Origin of the sequence: Streptomyces sp. NPDC059166 (assembly GCF_042755185.1) — a bacterium.
GTDB lineage: Bacteria > Actinomycetota > Actinomycetes > Streptomycetales > Streptomycetaceae > Streptomyces.
The window spans coordinates 90842-108838 of sequence record NZ_JBHZCI010000028.1 but is presented as its reverse complement, the minus strand read 5'-3'; the positions used below and the strand labels follow the sequence as shown (position 1 = coordinate 108838).

Annotated in this window: 18 protein-coding genes; 4 read left to right on the top strand and 14 right to left on the bottom strand. The window is 71.0% G+C overall.

The genetic code is table 11. From position 1 onward, the window contains the following. Positions 1-136: 136 nt before the first annotated feature. The 11 genes from ACFXOA_RS21660 to ACFXOA_RS21610 all read right to left on the bottom strand — a co-directional run bounded on the left by ACFXOA_RS21660 (position 137) and on the right by ACFXOA_RS21610 (position 11998). Entirely contained in the window at positions 137-1240 is a 1104-nt protein-coding gene (locus ACFXOA_RS21660) for a polyprenyl synthetase family protein (RefSeq protein ID WP_385030821.1), read from the bottom strand. Then, positions 1237-2625: a hydroxysqualene dehydroxylase HpnE gene (hpnE, locus tag ACFXOA_RS21655; protein WP_385030818.1), complete on the bottom strand. Its 1389-nt coding sequence runs from the start codon at positions 2623-2625 to the stop codon at positions 1237-1239. The genes ACFXOA_RS21660 and hpnE overlap by 4 nt, the downstream gene beginning before the upstream one ends. Positions 2626-2740: 115 nt before the next feature. Beyond that, positions 2741-3661, bottom strand: coding sequence for a presqualene diphosphate synthase HpnD (gene hpnD, locus ACFXOA_RS21650; protein ID WP_385030815.1), 921 nt, complete (start codon positions 3659-3661; stop codon positions 2741-2743). Between the two features lie 29 nt (positions 3662-3690). After that, entirely contained in the window at positions 3691-4605 is a 915-nt protein-coding gene (hpnC, locus tag ACFXOA_RS21645) for a squalene synthase HpnC (RefSeq protein ID WP_385030812.1), read from the bottom strand. A 401-nt stretch (positions 4606-5006) separates the two neighbouring features. Beyond that, the gene (locus ACFXOA_RS21640; RefSeq protein ID WP_385030809.1) at positions 5007-5792 is read right to left on the bottom strand and encodes an ABC transporter ATP-binding protein; all 786 of its coding nucleotides are present in this window, start codon (positions 5790-5792) and stop codon (positions 5007-5009) included. Further along, a complete protein-coding gene (locus tag ACFXOA_RS21635; protein ID WP_385030806.1) occupies positions 5785-6714 on the bottom strand; it encodes an ABC transporter permease in 930 nt (309 codons plus the stop codon). The genes ACFXOA_RS21640 and ACFXOA_RS21635 overlap by 8 nt, the downstream gene beginning before the upstream one ends. Positions 6715-6816: 102 nt before the next feature. After that, the gene (locus tag ACFXOA_RS21630) at positions 6817-7689 is read right to left on the bottom strand and encodes a glycosyltransferase family 2 protein (protein WP_385030833.1); all 873 of its coding nucleotides are present in this window, start codon (positions 7687-7689) and stop codon (positions 6817-6819) included. Positions 7690-7697: 8 nt separating this feature from the next. After that, positions 7698-8477, bottom strand: a complete 780-nt coding sequence (locus ACFXOA_RS21625; RefSeq protein WP_385030803.1) for a CDP-alcohol phosphatidyltransferase family protein — start codon at positions 8475-8477, stop codon at positions 7698-7700. Continuing rightward, on the bottom strand, positions 8455-9516 hold the full coding sequence (locus tag ACFXOA_RS21620; protein ID WP_385030800.1) for an iron-containing alcohol dehydrogenase family protein: 1062 nt from the start codon (positions 9514-9516) through the stop codon (positions 8455-8457). Before ACFXOA_RS21620 ends, ACFXOA_RS21625 begins: the two co-directional genes overlap by 23 nt. Beyond that, the gene (locus tag ACFXOA_RS21615) at positions 9504-10241 is read right to left on the bottom strand and encodes a sugar phosphate nucleotidyltransferase (protein WP_385030797.1); all 738 of its coding nucleotides are present in this window, start codon (positions 10239-10241) and stop codon (positions 9504-9506) included. Before ACFXOA_RS21615 ends, ACFXOA_RS21620 begins: the two co-directional genes overlap by 13 nt. After that, on the bottom strand, positions 10238-11998 hold the full coding sequence (locus tag ACFXOA_RS21610; protein WP_385030795.1) for a DUF5941 domain-containing protein: 1761 nt from the start codon (positions 11996-11998) through the stop codon (positions 10238-10240). The genes ACFXOA_RS21615 and ACFXOA_RS21610 overlap by 4 nt, the downstream gene beginning before the upstream one ends. Before the next feature lie 303 nt (positions 11999-12301). Between ACFXOA_RS21610 and galE the strand changes: the two genes are divergently transcribed. From galE to idi, 3 genes are all read left to right on the top strand, one after another. Next, entirely contained in the window at positions 12302-13288 is a 987-nt protein-coding gene (gene galE / locus ACFXOA_RS21605) for a UDP-glucose 4-epimerase GalE (protein ID WP_385030792.1), read from the top strand. A 172-nt stretch (positions 13289-13460) separates the two neighbouring features. Then, positions 13461-14402, top strand: a complete 942-nt coding sequence (locus ACFXOA_RS21600) for a cation diffusion facilitator family transporter (RefSeq protein WP_385030789.1) — start codon at positions 13461-13463, stop codon at positions 14400-14402. A 164-nt stretch (positions 14403-14566) separates the two neighbouring features. Next, entirely contained in the window at positions 14567-15160 is a 594-nt protein-coding gene (gene idi / locus ACFXOA_RS21595; protein WP_385030786.1) for an isopentenyl-diphosphate Delta-isomerase, read from the top strand. A 26-nt stretch (positions 15161-15186) separates the two neighbouring features. Here idi and ACFXOA_RS21590 read toward each other — a convergent pair whose 3' ends face one another. Then, positions 15187-15609: an ATP-binding protein gene (locus ACFXOA_RS21590; RefSeq protein WP_385030830.1), complete on the bottom strand. Its 423-nt coding sequence runs from the start codon at positions 15607-15609 to the stop codon at positions 15187-15189. Between the two features lie 181 nt (positions 15610-15790). Next, positions 15791-16468: an HdeD family acid-resistance protein gene (locus ACFXOA_RS21585; protein ID WP_385030783.1), complete on the bottom strand. Its 678-nt coding sequence runs from the start codon at positions 16466-16468 to the stop codon at positions 15791-15793. A gap of 80 nt (positions 16469-16548) precedes the next feature. Here ACFXOA_RS21585 and ACFXOA_RS21580 point away from each other — a divergent pair, with 80 nt between their 5' ends. Continuing rightward, positions 16549-17343: an enoyl-CoA hydratase/isomerase family protein gene (locus ACFXOA_RS21580; protein ID WP_385030780.1), complete on the top strand. Its 795-nt coding sequence runs from the start codon at positions 16549-16551 to the stop codon at positions 17341-17343. On the opposite strand, the gene ACFXOA_RS21575 is transcribed toward ACFXOA_RS21580, so the two are convergent. Next, the gene (locus ACFXOA_RS21575; protein WP_385030777.1) at positions 17330-17965 is read right to left on the bottom strand and encodes a DJ-1/PfpI family protein; all 636 of its coding nucleotides are present in this window, start codon (positions 17963-17965) and stop codon (positions 17330-17332) included. The genes ACFXOA_RS21580 and ACFXOA_RS21575 overlap by 14 nt on opposite strands. Positions 17966-17997: the final 32 nt, after the last annotated feature.

Here is a 17997-nt window from a genome sequence, read left to right as displayed (position 1 = left end):
CCTTTTTTATCTCCCCCCCCCCCCCCCTAAAACACCCCCCCCCCCCCCGCCCCCCCTTACTTTTTTTAAACCCCCCCGGGGGGGGGGCCCCCGGTGGGGCGCCCGCCGGCGACTGCGAGTCATATCTGCTTGTTCATCATCTCTTTCGTACGACCACGAAGTCGGCGAGCTCGGTGAGCTGCGCCCTCACTCGTTCCGGCATGTCGACGCCGTGCAGCGCCTCGATGGCTACCGCGTGCTGACGGCGGGCTTCCTGGGCGGTCCACTCGCGGCCGCCCGCCTCCTCGATGAGTGCCGCTCGGACGGCGAACTCCTCTTCGGAGAAGCTGTCGAAGTCGCTGCTCGCGGCGTCGGCTGCGAGGAGTTCGCCCAGCCGCTCGGAGGCCGGTCCGCCCGCGGCGAGCGCGGCGACGACGGGCAGGGACTTCTTGCGCTGGCGCAGATCGCTCCAGGTCTGCTTGCCCGTTGACTCAGGGTCGCCCCAGATCCCGAGCAGGTCGTCGACCGCCTGGAAGGCGAGGCCGAGGTGGTAGCCGTACGCCTCGAGGACGTCGGCGGTGCGGTCGTCCGCTCCGCCGAGAACGGCTCCGATGGAGACCGCGCAGGCCAGCAGGGCGCCGGTCTTGTTGCCCTCCATCTCCAGGCACTCCTCGACGGTGACCCGCTCGCGGTGCTCGTAGGAGATGTCCTGGGCCTGACCGTCGATCAGCTTGCGGCTGGCCGTGGTCAGCCTGCGCGCCGCCCGCCCGGCCTCGACGGTGCCGAGCTCCAGGAGGATCTCGTTGGCGAGGGCGAAGAGCGCGTCGCCGACGAGGATGGCCTGGGCGGGACCGTGCACCTTCCATACGGTGTCGCGGTGGCGCCGCTGCTCGTCACCGTCCATCAGGTCGTCGTGCAGCAGCGAGAAGTTGTGCACGAGTTCGACGGCGACCGCGCCGGGGACACCGGCCTCCGCGGGTGCGCCGGCCGCCTCGGCCGACAGCAGCGCGAGCGCGGGACGCACCGCCTTGCCGCCGTCGCCGTCCGCGGGACGGCCCATCGCGTCGATCCAGCCGAAGTGATAGGCGGCGACGGTGTCCATGGGCGGCGCCAGCCGGCCCACGGCAGCTCGAAGTACCGGCGCTGACAGGGCCCTTCCGCGCTCCAGAAGCGCGGTGACGTCCGTGGTGTCCACCACGGTGTCGTAAGCCGGATTCGCCGGGGTCACAGACTCTCCTCTTGTTCCGGTGGTACTGCTCATGCCGCCTCCTGCAGCGGATGTACGTGGGGCCGGCCGAGAGCCCGGAGGGCGGCGTCCGCGGCGGTGGAACCGCTGCGGACCGCTCCTTCCATGGTCGCGGGCCAGCCGGTGGCGGTCCATGCTCCCGCCAGGTGCAGCCCAGGGGCGCGGGTGTGCGTTCCGGGGCGCAGGCGTCCGACGCCGGGCGCGGGGGCGAAGGTGGCCGTGCGTTCCCGGGTGACGAAGAAGTCACGGATGCCCGCTCCCCGCGCCGCCGGGAGGAGCCGCTCCAGCTCGGGCAGGTAGCGGGTGCGCAGCTCGGCGACGGGCAGGTCGATCTCGTCCTGTGCGGCGGACTGCGAGAGGGCGAGGTACTGTCCGCCGCCCTGGAGTCCGGAGGCCCGTGTGCGGTCGAAGACCCACTGCACCGGTGACCCGAGCGCGGCGAGGAACGGCCTGCGCAGGACGGTCCGGTCGTAGACGACGTGCACGTTGAGGATCGGCGCGTCGGTCAGTTCGAGCAGCCGGCCGGGGTCGTCCAGCGCTCCCTCGGGGAGCAGCCGGTGGGTCTCGCCCTGCGGTACGGCCAGCACGACCGTGTCCGCCGTGAACCGCTCCTCCTCGGTGGCGACGGACCAGCGGCCGTCCTGCGTCTTCGTGAGGGACCCGACGCGGGCACGCAGGTGGATCCGCACGCCCGACGACTCGAGCGCCTTCCGGGCGAGGGTGTCGTGGAGGTCGCCGAGTGGCACGGCGGCCCATCCGATGTCGGCGGCGCCCGGTTCCGAGAGGAGCCCTGTCCTGAAGACCTTCGCCGCGAGCGCCATGGAGGCGTTGGGCGCGGTGGCGTTGAGCGTGGCGACGCCGACCAGGTCCCACAGGGCCTCGACGGTCCGCCGGGACTGACCGTGGCGGTGCAGCCAGGTGGCGAAGTCGATGGCGTCGAGCGCCGGGTCGGCGGGGTCGAGGCGGCCGAGCGCCAGTGCGGCCCGTGCGACCCCGGCCTTCTCCCTGAGCGACAGGTGGGGGTAGGCGGCGAGTCCGCCCGCGAGGTGCAGCGGTACGGGGAGCCCGGTACGGCGAAGCCGCCCCGCTCGCGGTCCGGCGGGCCTCCCGACATCGAGGACCGGTACGTCGAGGCGGTCCTGGAGCGGGGCGAGGTGCGCCCCCTCGATCCGGTCCAGGAACCAGCGGTAGGCGGTGCAGCAACGCAGGTACACGTGCTGGCCGTTGTCGACGGAGAGGTCGCCGCGCCGGAAGGAGAAGGCGAGTCCGCCGAGCCGGGGGCGTCCTTCGAGCAGGGTCACCTCGATCCCCGCGTCGGCGAGGCGCAGTGCCGCTGTGACGCCCGCGAGGCCGCCGCCGACGACCACGGCGCGGGAGGCGCGGGGGTTCGGTCCGCTCATGCCTGCTCCTCTCGCCGCGGCAGGGCGCTCGGCGGCGTCCGCCGGGCCGTCGCAGACAGGGACGCACGGGGGTGCCCGGAGGTTGCCCGCCAGGGGCACCGCACCTGACGTACCATCAGACCCTCCCCCTGGCCGTCCGGCGTGAGATGTACCGCGCGTCGAGACCGGACAGCCCGCGTACCGCAACGTACGCCTTCTCGTGGCCGGGCAGGGAGACCCTGCCCCGCAGGACCGCCTCGGGCTCGCGTTCGATCCGGTCGAGGAGGCGCCGGTAGATGCCGGCCATGGCGGCGACGCAGGCTCCGCTGCGACGGTCGAGCATCGGCAGCAACCGGTAGCCCTCGGCGAAGAGCGCCCGGGCACGGCGGACCTCGAAGTGGACCAGGCCGGCGAAGTCGGAGCCGGGCGGCGGGGTGGCCCTGCCGAAGCCGGCGGAGCAGCCGAACTTGGCGAGGTCGTCCGCGGGCAGGTAGGTGCGTCCGTTGCCGGCGTCCTCGCGCACGTCGCGCAGGATGTTGGTGAGCTGGAGCGCCAGGCCGAGGGTGTCGGCGTACTCCGAGGCCCGTTCGGCACCCGGTGCGCCCGCTTCCGTCCCGAAGACACCGAGGCTGAGGCGGCCGATGGCACCGGCGACGCAGCGGCAGTACGTCTTCAGGTCGTCCCAGGTCTCGTAGGTCGCGCCCCTCACGTCCATCAGGACGCCGTCGATGAGCTCGTCCAGCCCGCCGAGAGGCAGGGGGAAGCGGCGCGCGGCGTCGGCGAGCGCGACGGCGACGGGGTCGGTGTCGTCCTCGTCGACCGCCTTGTCCCGGATCCGGGAGAGCAGTTCCCGGGTGTCCTCCAGCCGGACGCGTTTGGTCTCCCGGTCCAGCTCGCCGTCGCCGATGTCGTCGACCCGACGGGAGAAGGCGTACAGCGCCGACATGGCCTGCCGCTTCTCGTACGGCAGCAGCCGGATGCCGTACGCGAAATTGCGGGCCTGCTGTCCGGTGACCGCCTCGCAGTAGCTGTACGCGGCCTGTACCGGTGCCGACATGTACGTCGTCTGTCCCTCCACGGTCCGGCTCACCCCTTTCTGTGCGCTCTTCGCAGGACGGCTCCCACCTCGCGCAGCGTTCCGGGCGCGGTGGGCTTGGGCGGTCCGGGCAGTACGTCGAATCCGGCGGCCGATACCGCCCTGAGAGCGGCACGGCCGCCGCCCACGAAGCCGGCGAGCAGCAGCTTGAGCCGGCCGTGGACGCTCCCCACGAGGGGAATGCCCTCGTCCAGCAGTTCGCGGGCGCGTTCCGCCTCGAAGGCGATCAGCGCGCGTACGGCCGCACCGGCGGAGGGCGCGGCCAGGTCGTCCTCGTCGACGTGGAAGCGGGCCATGTCCTCGGCGGGCAGGTAGACACGGTCCCTGCCGAGGTCCTCGGCCACGTCCTGGAGGTGCTCGGCGATCTGCAGCGCGGTGCACACCGCGTCCGAGCGGCGGATCCGCTCGGGGCTCGCGGTGCCCGTGATCTGCAGGACGAGGCGGCCGACGGGGTTGGCGGAGAGCTCGCAGTAGGCCAGGAGGTCGGAGTACGTGCCGTAGCGGCGGACCTTCTGGTCCTGGCGGTTGGCCTCGACGAGGGCGAGGAAGGGTTCCGGGGTGAGGGCGCGGCGCCGGACGGTGGGGCGCAGGGCGCGCATCAGGGGGTGGCGCGGTTCCTCGCCCGTGGCGAAGACCCGGTGCAGGTCGGCTTCGAGGGCGTCCAGCATGGCGAGGCGGTCCTCGTCCTGTCCGGGGTCGAGGCCGAGTCCGCGTGCGTCGGACCCTCCCGGGGCCAGGTCGCCGTCGCCGATGTCGTCGACGAGGCGGGCGAATCCGTAGACGGCCATCAGGTCGTCCCGCCAGGCCCGGGGCAGGAAGAAGGGGGCCACGGGGAAGTTCTCGTCCGCGGCCTTGTCGAGCGTGGTGGTGGCGGCGTCGGTCCGGGGCCGCTCGGCGGGGGTCACGGTGTTCCACCCGACGCGGGGACGGCGAAACCACGTCGGAGCTGGAGATTTTCCATCATTGCCGTCATATCTCCCGTTCTACACTGCCGACACAAAACATCCCTTTTCGGACACGCCGCTCGTCCGGCCGAGTGCGACATGCGCACAACGGGCGATGTGCCGGGGCGTATCCCCCCACAGTGCCGCGAATCAGTCCGTGACAGCTTACGTTGTACAGCTCACAGGGCCGCGCCGGGGTGCGGTGCGACCGCCGGTCCGCCCGCCCCGCCGTCAACCTTCCCCGGATCAAAGGGCGTTGACGTCATCCGCCGGGAGGAGATCCGGGCGGTCGCGGAACGCCTGCCCACGGCACAGCAAGGTGGCCCCCGCCGCGGGTCCGGCGGGGGCCACCCGGGTGACGGCTACTTGCCCGTCTCCCGCTCGTATGCCTTCAGCACCTCTTCGGTGGGGCCGTCCATCAGGAGCTCGCCCTTTTCCAGCCAGAGCACCCGGTCACAGGTGTCCCGGATCGTCTTGTTGTTGTGGCTGACCAGGAAGACCGTACCGGCCTCCTTGCGCAGCTCACGGATCCGCTCCTCCGAGCGGACCCGGAACTTCCGGTCACCGGTGGCCAGGGCCTCATCGATCATGAGCACGTCGTGGTTCTTGGCGGCGGCGATCGAGAAGCGCAGCCGGGCGGCCATGCCGGACGAGTAGGTACGCATCGGCAGGGTGATGAAGTCACCCTTCTCGTTGATCCCCGAGAAGTCCACGATGTCCTGGTACCGGCTGCGGATCTCCTCACGGCTCATGCCCATGGCCAGACCGCCGAGCACGACGTTGCGCTCGCCGGTGAGGTCGCTCATCAGGGCCGCGTTCACCCCGAGCAGCGACGGCTGGCCGTCCGTGTAGACCTTGCCGTGCTCGGTCGGCAGCAGGCCGGCGATGGCCCGGAGCAGGGTGGACTTGCCCGACCCGTTGGTGCCGATGAGACCGATGGCCTGACCGCGGTAGGCGGTGAAGGACACCCCCCGCACCGCGTGGACCTTGCGCACACCGCGCTGCTCGCCCTTGCCGCGCCGCATCATCCGGCTCAGCGCGGCGGTCGCGCTGCCCTTGCCGCCTCCCGTGCCGTTGACCCTGTACACGATGTGCACATCGTCCGCGATCACGGTGGGGATGTGTCCCTGGGACGATTCCTCAGCCACGGCCGTACCGTTCCTCTGCCTTCCAGAAGTACACGAAGCCCACGACGCCCACGACGAGCGCCCAGACGAGCCCCACGGCCCAGACGTGCTGCGGAAGGTTCTCCGAGCCGTAGCCGTCGATCAGTGCGAAGCGGACCAGGTCCATGTAGATGGCCGCAGGGTTGTACTGCAGCACGTCGGCGATCCACTGCGGCTTGTCCGCCAGCATCACGGGGATGGAGAACATCACGCCCGAGGCGTACATCCAGGTCCGCATGACGAAGGGCATCAGCTGGGCGAGGTCCGGGGTCTTGCTGCCCAGGCGCGCCATGACCAGCGCAAGGCCCGTGTTGAACAGGAACTGCATGGCCAGCGCCGGGATCACCAGCAGCCAGGACAGCCCCGGGTAGCTGCCGAACCCGACGGCCACGGCCACCAGCACGATCATCGAGAAGAGCAGCTGCTGGAGCTGCTGGAGCGAGAACGAGACCGGCAGCGATGCCCGGGGGAAGTGCAGCGCCCGGACCAGGCCGATGTTGCCGGAGATGGAGCGGACCCCGGCCATGACCGAGCTCTGGGTGAAGGTGAATACGAAGACCCCGGTCACCAGGAACGGGATGAAGACCTCCTGGCTCATCCCCTTCTTGGTCCCCAGGATGATCCCGAAGATCAGGAAGTACACCAGGGCGTTCAGCAGGGGCGTGGCCACCTGCCACAGCTGGCCGAGCTTGGCCTGGCTGTACTGGGCGGTCAGCTTGGCCCTGGAGAACGCCAGGATGAAATGGCGCCGGCCCCAGAGCTGCCGCATGTACGCGAACAGCCCGGGCCGGGCACCGCTCACCGTCAGGCCGTACTTCTCGGCCAGCCGCGACGGGCTCAGCCCCTCGTCGTCGGACGGTGGGCTGCTCAGGGCAAGCCCGCCGTCGTGGGTCGTGTCACTCACAGTCAGGAACTCTCGTCTTCACAATGCGCAGCCGGGCGCGGCCGAGGCGGACAGGATCCCCGTACGAAACGAGTACGGCACATGGTCTCAGAGGTGACCCTCTCAGATCACCGGCGGGCGGCCCAGTCTGGTCAGCCGCCACACCGTACGCCACCTCATGGGACGCCGGGGTCCGCAAGGCGTCCTCCAGCCTTCCCGGAACCCTCCGAACCATGCCTTGAGCGCGGGCGGGGAGGGCCTGCGGAGCAGCGTGAGGAGGAGCCAGACCCCGAGGTACGCGGGAACCAGCGGAGCGGGCAGGTTCCGGCGGGCCAGCCAGACGCGGTTGCGGGCCACCATGCGGTGGTAGACCGCGTGCCGCGAGGGCGCGGTGGTGGGGTGGTTCAGCACCATGTCGGAGCGGTAGTCGATCATCCAGCCGGCGTCCAGGGCACGCCAGGCGAGGTCGGTCTCCTCGTGGGCGTAGAAGAACTCGCCCGGGAGCGGACCGGCCTCGGCGATGACCTGGCTCCGCACGGCGTTCGCGCCGCCCAGGAAGGTCGTGACCCGGGACGAACGCATCGGGTCGGCCGCGCGCAGCCGCGGCACGTGACGGCGCTGGGTGACCCCGGTGTCCGGATCGGCGATGCGGAAGCTGATGATGCCGAGCTTCGGGTCCGCCTCGAACGCCTGCCGGCAGAGCTCGGCGGTGTCGGTGTTCGGCAGGTACCCGTCGTCGTCGAGGAAGAGCAGGGCGTCCACGTCGGTGCCGGCCGGGCCGAACGCCTCGATGCCGACGTTGCGTCCGCCGGGGATGCCCAGGTTCTCGGGCAGCTCGACGGTACGGACGCCCGGCGGGACGTCCGGGACCGGGGCGCCGTTGCCGACGACGACCACCTCGATCCGGTCGCCGTCCTGCCCGGCGACCGAGTCGAGGAGTGCGCGCAGTTCGTCGGGGCGGTTGCCCATGGTGATGATCACCGCGCCGAGCTTCATGGGGGAACTCACTTCAGCCTGCTGGACGCCAGGATCGACACCAGGTGCAGGACGGTCTGGAGAAGGGCGATGCCGGCCATGACCGCGACCGCGAGCCTGCTGAAGAAGAGGTCGTCCCTGACCACGTCGAGCACGGCCGCCACGAGGATCACGAAGGACGCCTCGATGCCGAGGATCAGCCGGTGGAACTTGAGCGCTCCGGCGGCCCGGCGCGCGAGCGCCATGCCGGAGGAGCGCGGCTCCGACGCGGCTTCCTTGACGGGAGGCAGACCGCCCTGGTGGCGTGCCACCCCGACGAGGTCGGTCTCCGACTTGATCAGGATGGCGCCCAGTGCGGCGAGCGTGCCCAGGAACGCCCACAGCCAGTCGATGCGGCCCGTGCCCCACAGGTCGGCGGCGCGCAGGCCGAAGCCGACCAGGACCGCCGCGTCGCAGAGGTAGGCGGCCACCCTGTCCAGATAGACGCCGGCCAGTGAGTACTGCTTCTTCCAGCGGGCGACCTCGCCGTCGACGCAGTCGAACAGCAGGTACAGCTGGACGGCGAGCACGCCGAGCAGGGCGCCCGGGATGCCGGGGACCAGGAGGGCCGGGGCGGCAAGGACACCGGCGACGGTCATCACGTAGGTCAGCTGGTTGGGCGTGACCTTCGTGTTCACCAGGCGCCGGGTGATGCGCAGGGAGACCTCGCGCATGTAGAGCCGACCCGCCCAGTGCTCGCCGCTGCGCCGGTCCTTGACGCCCGGCGGGTGCACGACCGGACGGAGTTCAGCTATGGATGGCTTTTGCATAGTCGGCGTACGCGTCCCTGATCTGGTCGGTGGGCAGGTTGAGGTGTTCCAGGATCGTGAAGCGTCCCGGGCGCGTCTGCGGGGCGTACTCGACGGCCCGCACGAATTCGTCCGCGGTGAAGCCGATCTCGTCGGGCAGCACCGGGAGCCCGTGACGCCGCAGGACGGACGCCATGTGGACGGCGTCCTCGTGGGCGCCCCGCAGGTACATGGCGAAGCAGGCGCCGAGGCCGACCTGTTCGCCGTGGCTGGCGGCACGCTTCGGGTACAGCAGGTCGAAGGCGTGGTTGATCTCGTGGCAGGCGCCCGAGGCGGGACGGGAGTCCCCGGCGATCGACATCGAGATCCCGGTCAGGACCAGACCTTCGGCCAGGACCTTCAGGAAGCCGTCGTCGCCCACTCCGCCGGGGTGACGCAGCACGGCCTCACCGGCCTGGCGGGCCATCGCGGCCGCGAGCCCGTCGATGTCCTCGCCGCGGACCTCGTGCGCGAGCTCCCAGTCGGCGACGCAGGAGATGTTGGAGACCGCGTCGCCGACGCCCGAGCGCACGTAGCGGGCGGGCGCCTGACGGATCACGTCGAGGTCGATGACCACCGCGATCGGGGTGGGGACCCCGTAGGAGCCCCGGCCGTTGTCGTTGTCCAGGGTCGCGACCGGTGAGCAGAGACCGTCGTGGGACAGGTTCGTCGCGACGGCGACCATGGGCATGCCCACACGCGCCGCGGCGTACTTGGCCACGTCGATGATCTTGCCGCCGCCGAGGCCGACGACGGCGTCGTAGCGGTTGCCCTTGATGCCGTCGGCGAGACGGACCGCGGAGTCGATGGTGCCGTCGGCGACCGGGTACCAGTCGGCGCCCGGCAGCACGGGTGCGAGCCGCTCGCGCAGGGCACGCCCGGACCCCCCGCTGATCGCGATGGCGAGCTCGCCCGACGCGGAGATCCGCTGGTCGGCGAGGAGACCGGCCAGATCGTCCATCGCGCCGCGCCGGATGTCGACGACGACCGGGGACGGGATGAGGCGGGTCAGTACCGGCACGCGATCTCCCTGCCGCGGGCGAGGTCGTCGTGGTTGTCGATCTCGACCCACGTCACCTCGCCGATCGGCGCGACGTCGACGGTGAAGCCGCGGTTCACGAGCTCCTGGTAGCCGTCCTCGTAGTAGAGGTCGGGGTCGCGCTCGAAGGTGGCCTTCAGCGCGTCGGCGAGCTCCCCGGCGGCCTCGGGCTCGATCAGGGTGACGCCGATGTACTCGCCGGACGCGGTGGCCGGGTCCATCAGCTTGGTGATCCGCCGGACGCCCTTGCCGTCCTCGGTGATCACCTTCATCTCCTCGTCGGCGAGGTTCTTCACCGTGTCGAGGGCGAGGATGATCTTCCGGCCCTCGCCACGGGCGTCCAGGAGGGTCTTCTCGACGGAGACCGGGTGGACGGTGTCGCCGTTGGCGAGGATGACGCCCTTCTTCAGGACCTCACGGGCGCACCAGAGGGAGTAGGCGTTGTTCCACTCCTCGGCCTTGTCGTTGTCGATCAACGTCAGCGTCACGCCGTACTTCGCCTCGAACTCGGCCTTGCGGGCGTACACGGCCTCCTTGCGGTACCCGACGACGACCGCGACCTCGGTGAGCCCGACCTCGGCGAAGTTGGCCAGCGTCAGGTCGAGGACCGTCTTCTCGCCGTCCACGGGCACCAGGGCCTTGGGCAGCGTGTCCGTGTACGGACGCAGGCGGCGTCCGGCACCGGCAGCCAGTACGAGGCCGATCATGCGAGTTCTCCTTCGTCGTGTACGGCGGGAGCCGAGGAGGACACCCAGAAGCGGATGGACTCCGCGAGCACCACCAGGGCCACGGCTGCCGCGAGTGCGGTCAGGGCCGCGGTGAGAGCTGAATCATGGATGAGTACGGCGGCGAGTACGGCCACGACCAGGGTCCGGCCCTCGTGCCCGCCGGTCACGCGCACCAGCCACCGGGGCGGTGCCCCGGTGCCGCCGCGGATGCGGTACACCGTGTCGTAGTGATGGTAGGCGACGGCAGAAACCAGGCCGAATGCCGCGGGAACGGCGTGCGGCACGTCACTGCGGGCCGCCAGCACGAGGATCGTGCAGTACTCGGCCGCCCGGAAGACCGGCGGCACCAGCCAGTCGAGCGCGCCCTTGAGCGGCCGTGACACCGCGAGCCCGGAGAGGGCGGCGTAGACGGCCGCCGCACCCACGGTGAGCCAGCCTCCGTACGGGGCGAAGAGCGCGGCGGCCAGCAGCACCAGCGCCCCGGCGAACGCCAGGACCGGTGCCGTGAACCCGCCGCCCGGACGCCGCAGGACTGCCGCGACGGCCTGGGCGAGCGGGCCGGAGTCGGCGAGGTCGTGCAGCGCCAGGGCCGCGCGGTCGGTGCGCTGCGCCTTGCGGGTCAGCGAGCGCAGCAGCCGGCCGGCCGTGGTGTAGCAGGCGGCCAGGGCGCAGCCGACGAGGAGCGCGTAGAAGACGACGCGAGGCGTGGTCACGGCGGTCAGCACGGCGATCATGGCCCATCGTTCACCGATGGGCAGGACTATCATCCGGCGCAGCCACACCGTCCATCCGACGCTGTCGAGCCGGTCGGAGAGCGCGGCGGTGGGGCTCGTGTTGGACACCGCGTCGTGGTTGGCCTCGTTGAACGAGAAGTCCACCACGTGCCGGCAGGCCTGGAGCACCATCGCGCCGAGCGCGAGGACCCACACGTCGTCACCGCCGCGGGCGGCACCGAGCGCGAGGCCGGCGTAGTAGGCGTACTCCTTGGCCCGGTCGAAGGTGGCGTCCAGCCATGCGCCCATCGTCGAGTACTGGAGCGAGTACCGGGCGAGCTGCCCGTCCGTGCAGTCCAGGACGAACGACAGGAGCAGGAGCACGCCCGCGGCCACGTAGCCGCCGCGGGTGCCGGTCGCCGCGCTGCCGGCCGCGATGAGCGCGGTGATCAGCGAGGCGGTCGTGACCTGGTTCGGGGTGAGGCCGCGGCGGGCGCACCAGCGGGCGATGTACCGCGAGTACGGGCTGATGAAGAAGGTGGTGAAGAACCCGTCGTGGGCCTTGACCGCGCTGCGCAGCCGCACGGCCTCGTCGTCCACGGCCGCCACCGACGCGAGCGCCTCGGTGCGCGTCTCAGGTGTGGTGGGCACCGCCGCCGTCAGCGAACCGAGCTCGGGGCGCTGCACCGACGTGCCCTCGACGTCCAGGGCCACGGCGAGCCGGCCGGGCACCGTGCGTTCACCGGTGACGGGCTCACCGTCACCGGAGGAGGGGGCCAGCGGGCTGCCCGCGCCGACGGCGGCCACCGCCCGCCGCAGTGCACGGAGCAGTGCGGGGCGCGCCTCGGGCTGGGCGGTCAGCGCCCCGGGGATCGAGGCGGCGGCGAACCGCGGGTCGGTCAGTCCGAGCCTGAGCGCGTGGACGTGGCCGACGAAGCGCGGGTCCACGAGCGCGACGCGCCTGTTCGCGGGGACCGCGGCGAGCAGATCGGCGGCCTCGCCGGCGTCAGCTGCTGCGGTCACGTCAAAGCCGAGTGACCTCAGATCGTCCTCGAGCGACGATCCGGGTACCGGCGCACCGGTGAGGATGGCGGTCGACAGACGAACTCACTCCTTGGAGCTGATGGGAACGGCGCGCGGCATGAGCCCGGAGGTGGGCGGGCGGCACGTCGGCTGAGGCTATCGGATGAACGGAGGACCGAGTTCACTGCCCGTTCGTGCTCCGTTCGGGCGAATCGGCCATCATGCGGCGCCGTTCGCGATCATCATCGTCGATCAACACCTCGGCTCACAAACCGCGTCCGCGCAGCGCTTAGGCTGACACGCATGACGTGGTTGATCACAGGCGGAGCGGGTTACATCGGGGCACATGTGGCAAAGGCCATGACCGGGGCCGGGGAGCGGGTCGTCGTCCTGGACGACTTCTCGACGGGTGTCGGGGAGCGGCTGCCGGCGGCGGTCACCCTGGTGCACGGTTCGGCCTCGGACCGGAAGGTCCTCGACCGCGTCCTCACGGAGCACGCCGTCACCGGTGTGGTGCATCTCGCGGCGAAGAAGCAGGTCGGTGAGTCGGTCGAGGATCCGCTGCTCTACTACCGCGAGAACGTGTCGGGGCTCACCGTTCTCCTGGAAGCCGTGGTGGCGGCCGGTGTACGGCGCTTCCTCTTCTCCTCGTCTGCGGCCGTCTACGGCGTCCCGGACGTGGACCTGATCACGGAGGAGACCCCCTGCGCGCCGATCAACCCGTACGGCGAGACCAAGCTGGCCGGCGAGTGGCTGGTGCGCGCGACGGGCAGGGCCCACGGCATCTCGACGGCCTGCCTGCGGTATTTCAACGTCGCCGGTGCGGCCGACCCGGCGCTGGCGGACACGGGTGTCTTCAACGTCGTGCCGATGTTCTTCGACCGGCTGACGCGGGGCGAGGCTCCCCGGATCTTCGGCGACGGCTACCCGACCCCGGACGGCACCTGCGTGCGGGACTACATCCATGTGGCCGATCTGGCGGAGGCGCATCTCGTCGTCGCCGGCCACCTGGACAAGGTGCCGGACGGCGGGGACCTCACGGTGAACATCGGCCGGGGAGAGGGCGTGTCGGTCCGCGCCCTCGCCGAGCTGGTGGGCGAGGTCACCGGGCTGCGCACGGCGCCCGTGGTCGAGCCCGCCAGGCCGGGTGACGCCGCCAGGGCCGTCGCGTCGGCCGGCCGGATGGCCGAGGAGCTCGGCTGGACGGCCCGCCACGGCATGCGCGAAATGGTGGAGTCGGCGTGGGCGGGCTGGTGCCTGCACCATCCGGAAGCTCGCACCGCTCCGTAGCGGACCCCGTCGACCATGCTCTGACCTGGCATCATTTCCGCAGGTCAGAGCATATGACAACGGTGTTCAGTGCCGTGTTGCCCGCCACCCCTCCCCCGTAGTTCACTGGCCGCACCGGGCGAGCCGCGTCCGCGCTGCTCAAGGGACTCGACGGGCTTACGGAGGCGTTCTCATGGGGGCTGGCCACGATCACGGGCATGTGCACGGAGGGCCACCCCCGACGGGGACCGCGGCCGCCGCGTACCGGGGCCGGCTGCGGGTCGCCCTGGGCATCACGCTCGGTGTCATGGTCATGGAGATCGTCGGCGGCCTGCTCGCCGATTCCCTGGCGCTGATCGCGGACGCCGCGCACATGGCGACCGACGCCCTGGGTCTCGGTATGGCTCTGCTGGCGATCCACTTCGCCAACAGGCCCGCCGGCCCGAACCGCACCTTCGGCTACGCGCGCGCCGAGATCCTCGCCGCACTGGCCAACTGTCTCCTGCTGCTGGGGGTGGGTGGCTACCTGGTCTTCGAGGCCGTCGACCGGTTCATCACACCTGCCGAGACCAGGGGCGGTCTGGCGATCGCGTTCGCCGCCGTCGGCCTGGTGGCCAACGTGGTCTCGCTGTCGCTGCTGATGCGCGGGCAGCGGGACAGCATCAACGTCCGGGGCGCGTACCTGGAGGTTCTGGCCGACACCCTCGGCTCGGTGACCGTGCTCGTCTCCGCGGGCATCATCATGGCCACCGGCTGGCAGGCCGCGGACCCGATCGCCTCCCTGCTGATCGGCCTGATGATCGTGCCCCGCACGGTGAAGCTCCTGCGGGAGACGCTGGACGTCCTGCTGGAGTCCGCCCCCAAGGGAGTGGACATGGACGAGGTGCGCGCCCACATCACGGCCCTGCCGGGTGTGCTGGACGTCCATGACCTCCACGCCTGGACGATCACCTCGGGCATGCCGGTGCTCTCGGCCCACGTGGTCGTGCACCAGGAGATGCTGGACTCGATCGGCCACGAGAAACTCCTGCATGATCTGCAGGGCTGCCTGGGGCACCACTTCGACGTGGAGCACTGCACCTTCCAGCTCGAGCCCAGCGGGCACGCGGAACACGAGGCGCGGCTCTGCCACTGAGCGGACTCCCACGCTCCGCGGCAGGGCCGGCGGGGCGGACGCCCCGTCAGGCACCGACGGACATGCCAGCACCCGAAGTGCGGACAAGCGGCTTTTGTACGGCAGACTTGTCCGCACTCGAGGGGACCGGCGCACGAGGCCGGGGCCCAAAGCGAAGGATGGGTATGCCGACCACACCAGCCACCGAGGCGCACAGCTCGTCGAACGGCACCGCAGACGCGATCATGCTCGAACTGGTCGACGAGAACGGCACCACCGTCGGCACCGCGGAGAAGCTCGCGGCGCACCAGGCGCCCGGCCAGCTGCACCGCGCGTTCTCCGTCTTCCTCTTCGACGAGCAGGGACGGCTGCTGCTGCAGCGCCGCGCGCTCGGGAAGTACCACTCCCCCGGCGTGTGGTCGAACACCTGCTGCGGACACCCCTACCCGGGCGAGGCGCCGTTCGCTGCTGCCGCGCGGCGTACGTACGAGGAGCTCGGGGTCTCGCCCTCGCTGCTGGCCGCGGCCGGCACGGTCCGCTACAACCACCCCGATCCGGTGTCCGGCCTGGTGGAGCAGGAGTTCAACCACCTGTTCGTCGGCATGGTGCAGGAGCAGCTGCGGCCGGACGAGGAAGAGGTCGGCGGGACGGCCTTCGTGACGGCCGCGGAGCTCGCCGAGCGCCATGCCGCGGCGCCCTTCTCCGCCTGGTTCATGACGGTGCTGGACGCCGCGCGTCCCGCGATCAGGGAGCTGACGGGCCAGTCCGCGGGGTGGTGATCCCGTAGGGGCGTGGCCGGGGGCGGTCAGAGCCTCGACTTCAGGGGCAGCGCCGCCCAGATGATCTTGCCGCCGCCCGCGGTGTGCTCCACGTCGCAGGTGCCTCCCGCCTCGGCGGTGATCTCACGCACCAGGAGCAGACCGCGGCCGCCGGTCTGCGCGTAGTCGGTGACGAGGGCCGTCGGGCGGTACGGGTGGTTGTCCTCGACGGAGACCCTGATCCACTCCGCCCCGATGGCCACCTCGACGGCGAGTTCGGGCGAGAGCAGCGCCGCGTGCTTGACGGCGTTGGTGACCAGCTCGGAGACGATCAGCAGCAGGCCGTGGAGGATGTCGTCCTCGACGGGGACGTCCTGCCTCCGGATCAGGTCCCGGACCGCGTGGCGGGCCTGCGGCACCGAGACGTCGGCCGCGGGCGCGGTGAAGCGCCACACCCCCTCGTACGACAGGGGATGGGCCGGAACACTCCCACGGCTCTCCACAGACCGCCACCCGCTCTCGACTCGCATCTCACTGACCGTCGGGTAATGAGTGTCGGGAAGAGTGTGCTCAAGGCCGCAGGTCTGACCGGAAAAGGCTGCTTCTGGAATCAATGTGATCGAGTGGGTATGACGGCGTCAGGTGAAGCGACTACTTCTCACCGTCTTGGGGCTTCATACGGTCCGTTTCCTCGGGCGCCGTCGTGTGCCTCTCCGTATGCCGCTCCTGCTTCCCGTCCCGGTCCCGGTCCCCGTCCTCGGGCGCGATCTGCTCGGTGACCATGCTGACGACACGTCGCCCTCCCACACCGATCGCGATCAGCCCGAGTCCGTCGAACAGCAGCGCCAGCGAGAAGAAGCACCCGAGCACGTAGAGGCTGCTGTGCGGCCAGTCGACGAGGACCAGCACGCCGAGCAGCAGTCCGAAGGCGCCCTGCAGGAGGGTCCAGCCGAACTGGGGGCCGCGGACGACGACGCTGCCGACCAGGCGGAACACTCCCCCGGTGAGGAAGAGGAGGGCCGCGAACATCGTCAGCGCCTCGGCGGTGCCCGCCGGGTACTTGATGACGACCACTCCGGCGGCGATGTTCAGCGCGGCGACGACCACTCCCAGCCAGAAGTACGGGGTACCGCGGGCCTGGACCGCGTGGAGGAGACCGACAAGACCGCCGACGAGCAGCAGCCAGCCGAAGAGGATCATGGAGGTGAGGGTGGCCACCCCCGTGTAGACGAGGCCCACCAGCCCCGCGACGACCAGCACGGCTCCGAGCAGGGCGAGCGCGCTGAAGCTTCGGCTGAGTTTCCTGCCCTCGGCCCTGGGTCCGGACATCGACAGCTCCTCACGGTGCGTGCCTGCTTCGCGACCCCTTCTTGATCATAGGTTCGAGCCGTGCGGATAGCATCCGGCACATGGACCCCAGGGAGCGGACGGCTCTGCCGGCTTTGGAACGCACGGTCGTGGACGGCGTCGCCACCGTCGTCATCAGCAACACCGCCAAGCGCAACGCCATGACCACCGGGATGTGGCAGGCGCTCCCCCCGATGCTGGCGGAACTGGCCGCCGACCCGTCCGTGCGGGTGCTCGTACTGACCGGTGCCGGTGACACGTTCTGTGCCGGGGCGGACATCGGTTCCCTGCGAGCGCCGGGCGGGCGACCGCAGGCGCTCGCGGTCGAGGCCGAGGAGGCTCTGGCCGCCTTCCCCCTGCCCACCCTGGCGGCCGTACGCGGTTACTGCGTAGGCGGAGGCAGCCAGCTCGCGGCGGCGTGCGACCTGCGGTTCGCCGAGGAGGGTTCCTCCTTCGGGGTCACCCCGGCGAAGCTGGGCATCGTCTATCCCTCGTCGTCGACCCGCCGGCTGGTCTCGCTCGTCGGGCCGGCCACGGCGAAGTACCTCCTCTTCTCCGGGGAACTGATCGACGCGGAGCGGGCGCTGCGCACGGGACTCGTGGACGAGGTGTGGCCGGCGGGAGCACTGGACGAGCGGGTGCGCTCCTTCGCCCGGGTACTGGCTTCACGTTCACAGCTGACCCAGGCCGCCGCGAAGGAGTTCGCCGACGGACGCGAGGACCGGGACACGTACTGGTCGGAGCAGTCGCTCGGCAGCGGCGACGGCGCCGAGGGGATCGCCGCCTTCCTGGAGCGCCGGGCACCTCGCTTCACGTGGGCGGCGGGGAGCGCCGCGCCCGCGCCTACGTCAGGATGAACCGGCTGTCGGCCCGCCAGCGCTCGACCAGGGCGGCCGGCGCCTTCCGGGGTGATCCGCTGTCGTAGGGCGGCTCGGGGTCGTACTCCGTCAGCAGCTGGACGGTCCGGGCGTGTTCGTCGCCTGCGATCCTGCCGAGCAGGGTGAGGCCCATGTCGATGCCCGAGGAGACCCCCGCGGCGGTGACGTACTTGCCGTCGACGACGACACGTTCGTCCGTGGGCTCGGCGCCGTAGGTCCGCAGGGAGTCGAGGGCCAGCCAGTGCGAGGTGGCACGGCGGCCGGTGAGCAGTCCGGCGGCCGCCAGCAGGAGCGATCCCGAGCAGACGGAGGTCGTCCAGGCGCTGGTGGCATCGGTGCTCCGGAGCCAGTCGAGCAGTGCCGCGTTGTCCATCTGCCCGCTCTGCCCCGGTCCTCCCGGCACGATCACCACGTCCGGGGCGGGCACCTCGGTGAGCGTGCGGTCGGCGACGAGGGAGAGACTGCCGCTGTCGTTGCGTACGGGCCCCGGCCGTTCGGCGACGAGGACGGTCTCGGCTCCGGGTGTCCTGCTGAGCATCTCGTACGGTCCCACGACGTCGAGCGCGGTGAAGCGGTCGAAGAGGACGAGGGCGATCTGCATGTGTCTTCCCTTCTGGGTGGTGTGGTCACGGC